This is a genomic window from Flavobacterium gelidicaeli (assembly GCF_013294005.1).
In the GTDB taxonomy this organism is placed as follows: domain Bacteria; phylum Bacteroidota; class Bacteroidia; order Flavobacteriales; family Flavobacteriaceae; genus Flavobacterium.
Genome location: NZ_JABSNK010000034.1, coordinates 1 through 1,454, shown reverse-complemented (window position 1 = coordinate 1,454; position 1,454 = coordinate 1). Strand labels below are relative to the sequence as shown.

The 1,454-nt window shown below is 31.9% G+C and carries 1 protein-coding gene; it reads left to right on the top strand.

Going from position 1 to position 1,454, the window contains the following annotated elements; translation table 11 throughout:
* The first annotated feature begins 82 nt into the window (after positions 1–82).
* Entirely contained in the window at positions 83–1,303 is a 1,221-nt protein-coding gene (locus tag HNP99_RS17575) for an IS4 family transposase (protein WP_173854756.1), read from the top strand.
* Positions 1,304–1,454 lie beyond the last annotated feature (151 nt).

The window sequence follows — 1,454 nt, the reverse complement described above, 5'->3', positions numbered from 1 at the left end:
CATTGTTGTCCGATAAAAAAAGAAGCCAAATTAATGGCTTCTTAAAATAATCGTAATTTAGAGTTGCAAAATTCAAATAACGATGGGTAAAAATAAGTATTTTTCGACTAAGTCTGTTTTCGGACAGCTAATTTCTTTAATAGATGACTCCATGATTCAGAAAGCTGTTGAGAAATATAATTCAGACCGATATGTAAAACGTTTCAAGAGTAAAGATCATCTATTTAGTATGATATTTTGTTGCATAGAAAAGTGCAACTCTTTACGAGAAGTATCTGGGGGAATGCTTGGTTTGTCAGGTAAGGAAGAAACTGTTAGAATCAACTCTCTTCCCAAAAAGAGTACTTTGGCGGATGCCAACAAGGGACGTAAGGTTGAGTTTTTTGAAGAAATTTATACCAATTTACTTCAGAAATATAGCTTCGTTTTATCGGACAGTCGAATTAAAGAAGCTTTGAAGAAGGATGTTAAGATTGTAGATAGTACCACAATAAGCTTGTTTAAAGATATATTAAAATGTGTTGGTAGGAAGTCTGTTGACGGAAAAAGTAAAGGAGGAATTAAATCGCATAGTGTGATAAATGCCGATGAAAAGGTACCAAGTTTAGTTTGGTTCACATCAGCCACAACGCATGATCATCAGTTTTTGAAAAGGCTAAAATGCGATGAACATACCGTTTATATATTTGACAAAGGATACAATGATTACAAAGCTTTTGAGCATTTTACAGCTCAAAAAACAGGTTTTGTAACGAGAATAAAAGAGAATGCAAAATATGAAGTAACACAAACAAATGACATTCAAGGGAACATTCACTGCGGTGTTTTATCGGACGCAATCATTGAAGTTGAAGTCAATAAGGAAGGCGTAAAAACCAGATTGAAATTAAGAAAAATAATGTACTATGACAGAGAACACAAAAGAAGCTTTGAGTTTATTAGTAATTTGTTCGACTTTAGAGCAGACACAATAGCTGCACTTTATAAAATACGTTGGCAAATAGAGCTTTTGTTCAAACAAATCAAGCAAAATTTTCCTCTAAAATATTTTTTAGGAGACAATGAAAACGCTATTAAAATCCAAATTTACTGTGTTCTAATAGTAAATCTATTGCTAGGCGTGGTAAAGAAAAGCTTGAAACGACAATGGTCTTTCTCGAATTTAGTTAGTTTTTGTAGAATTCATTTATTCAATTACATTCACCTAACTAAATTCTTAGAAAGCCCTGAAAAAGACTGGGAATTAGATCATATAAAAGATGGTCAAATAGGTTTATTTGATGATTATTTAGCAACTGGATAAAATTCGATATAACAAACCAAAAGTTATATTTTTTAGTACATCGAATTCTCAAGATAGTACTCGAAAACAAGCTGAACTAGGTTAAAACCTCGTCAAGCCTTGCAAAATAAAGAAAAAATAACTTTCAAATTATTTTTACCGGACAACAATG

Excerpts from the sequence above, each read along its gene's own strand:
- HNP99_RS17575 (WP_173854756.1), top strand. The coding sequence starts at position 83 with ATGGGTAAAAATAAGTATTTTTCGACTAAGTCTGTTTTCGGACAGCTA.